This is a genomic window from Rhodopseudomonas sp. B29 (assembly GCF_000333455.1).
In the GTDB taxonomy this organism is placed as follows: Bacteria; Pseudomonadota; Alphaproteobacteria; order Rhizobiales; family Xanthobacteraceae; genus Rhodopseudomonas.
In genome coordinates this window covers 1-2,363 of record NZ_BADD01000732.1, presented here as the reverse complement: position 1 = coordinate 2,363, position 2,363 = coordinate 1, and the positions used below count along the sequence as shown (strand labels likewise).

Sequence of the window (2,363 nt, the reverse complement as noted above, 5' to 3'; positions counted from 1 at the left end):
TCGGTCGGCTCGGCCTGCCGCTCCATCAGTTCGGCCAGCGTTTCGTTGGCGTCGACGAAGACCGCATGCATGGCCGATCCTCCGATTACTTCGCCACACCGGCGAGCGACAGCACGGTGTGCAGCAACACGTTGGCGCCGGCGGCACAGTCGGGCTGGGTAGCGTCTTCGAGTTCGTTGTGGCTGATGCCGTCCTTGCAGGGAACGAAGATCATCGCGGTCGGCACCTTGGCGTTGAGGTTGCAGGCGTCATGGCCGGCGCCCGAGGTGATGCGGCGGTTGGCGTAGCCGAGCGTCTCGGCGGCGGATGCAACCGCGCCGACCAGCGTCTTGTCGAAATGCGTCGGCTCCTTGCGCCAGACCAGATCGAGCGTGACCTCGACCTTGCGCTTGGCTGCGATCTCGGCGGTCGCGGCGCGGATGCGCGTGTCGAGCTGCGCGAGAATGGCCGAGTCCGCGCTGCGGGCGTCGATGGTGAAGGCGATTTCGCCGGGGATGACGTTGCGCGACGGCGCCGCGATCACGGCTTCCCCCACGGTGCCGACCGCGTTGCCGAGCTCGATCGCGATCTTTTCGACCGCCAGCACGATCTCCGACAGCGTCGCCAGCGCGTCGCGCCGCAGGTTCATCGGCGTCGAGCCGGCATGGCTCTCGAAGCCGGTGATCTTGCCGTCGTACCACAGCACGCCCTGGCCGTTCTCGACCACGCCGATGGTCTTGCCCTCGGCTTCGAGGATCGGGCCCTGTTCGATATGCAGCTCGATGAAGCCCGAGAACGGCTGCGTGCCGACCTGCTTGTCGCCGCGATAGCCAATGCTGTCGAGCGCTTCGGCGACGCTGATGCCGGCGGCGTCCTTGCGGCTCAGAATATCTTCGACGGTGAAGTCGCCGACGAAAGCCGCCGATCCCATCATCGCCGGCGCGTAGCGCGAGCCTTCTTCATTGGTCCAGTTGGTGACGCAGAGCGGCAGCTCGGTTTCGATGCCGGCGTCGTTGAGCGTGCGGATCACCTCGAGCGCCGCCATGGTGCCGAGGATGCCGTCGTATTTGCCGCCGGTCGGCTGGGTGTCGAGATGCGAGCCGAGCCCGATCGGTGGCTTCGACATGTCTCGGCCCTTGCGCAGCGCGAACATATTGCCGAGCGCATCGACGCTGACTTCAAGTCCAGCCTGCTCGCAGGCGGCGCGAAACCAGTCGCGCACCTGCTTGTCCTCGTTGCTGAGCGTCAGCCGCCGCACGCCGCCTTTCGGCGTCGCGCCGAACTGAGCGGTGGTGTGGATCGTATCCCACAGGCGAGCGGAATCGATCTGCAGGTTCGAGGCAGGCTTGGTCATGTAATCTCCGAGGCGAAGCGACAGGCGAGGGAATACAGAGTGAAGCCGGCGCCGGGGGCGCGTCAACCGATCGCCGGTGCGGCTTCCGGCTCGAGTTCGCGTGGCTGATGCTCCGGCATGTAGCCGCCGCTATGGGCGCATTCGGCCGCGAGTTCGGCGACCCGTTCGATTGCCACCGTGTCGGGCGAGGCGAGCCAGTTCGCCGAGAAGCGCAGTGGCGAAATCTGCAGATCGGTGTCGAGCATCCGCAGCCGGCCATCGGCCAGTTCGTTCTCGACGATGGCCGTCGGAATCACCGCGATGCCGAGGCCTTCGATCGCCATGTGAATCACGGTGCCGAGCGAGGCCGAGGCGTGCAGCCGGATCGGCGGCAATTCGGGCTTGTTGAACAGCGAGCGGACGATCTCGTAGGGCTGTGTCTTGCGCGGGAAGGTGATGATCGGAAACTTGGCGAGATCCTCGACCGTGAGGGTGCCGGAGCCGAGCCCCAGCGATGGGCTCGCCAGAAAGCCGATCGGATACTCGCACAGCACCCGGCTGCGCACGGTCGGCGCCGTCATCGGCCCGAGCAGGAAGCCTAATTCGATTTCCTGCGCCAGCAGTCGCGCCCGCAGGTTCGGGGTGATGTCGACTTCGATCTCGAGCGAGAGGTTCGGATAGATCTGGTTCACCCGCTGAATCAGTCGCGGCAGCCAAGTGTGCACAATGGTCTCGGCGACGCCGAGCCGCAGCACGCCGCGCACGCCGGACTGATCCCCGACCGCGGCCAGCATCTCGGTCCGCAGCGCGACCAGTTTCTCGGCATAGAGCATCAATTGGCGGCCGCTCGGCGTCGGCGAGGCGNTGCGATGGTCGCGCTGCAGCAGACGGACGCCGAGTTCTCGCTCGAGCTGGGCGATGCGCTGAGAGATCGCCGGCTGGGTCGTGTTGAGCTTCTGTGCAGCCCCCCGGAAGCTGCCGAGCGTCACCACCCATATGAATGTCTCGAGCGCCTTGAAGTCGACCATCGGGATGCCTTGTCGAAGACGTG

At 66.0% G+C, this 2,363-nt stretch carries 2 protein-coding genes; both read right to left on the bottom strand.

Translation table 11 applies throughout. The features are described from left to right. Positions 1 to 85 precede the first annotated feature (85 nt). A complete protein-coding gene (locus I5M_RS26590) occupies positions 86 to 1,333 on the bottom strand; it encodes a Zn-dependent hydrolase (RefSeq protein WP_022724174.1) in 1,248 nt (415 codons plus the stop codon). A gap of 62 nt (positions 1,334 to 1,395) precedes the next feature. Further along, positions 1,396 to 2,340 (bottom strand): LysR family transcriptional regulator, encoded by a 945-nt coding sequence (locus I5M_RS26585; protein WP_022724173.1) that lies wholly within the window; start codon positions 2,338 to 2,340, stop codon positions 1,396 to 1,398. Positions 2,341 to 2,363 lie beyond the last annotated feature (23 nt).

Coding starts and splice junctions, on each gene's coding strand:
- I5M_RS26590 (WP_022724174.1), bottom strand. CDS start 1,333: ATGACCAAGCCTGCCTCGAACCTGCAGATCGATTCCGCTCGCCTGTGG.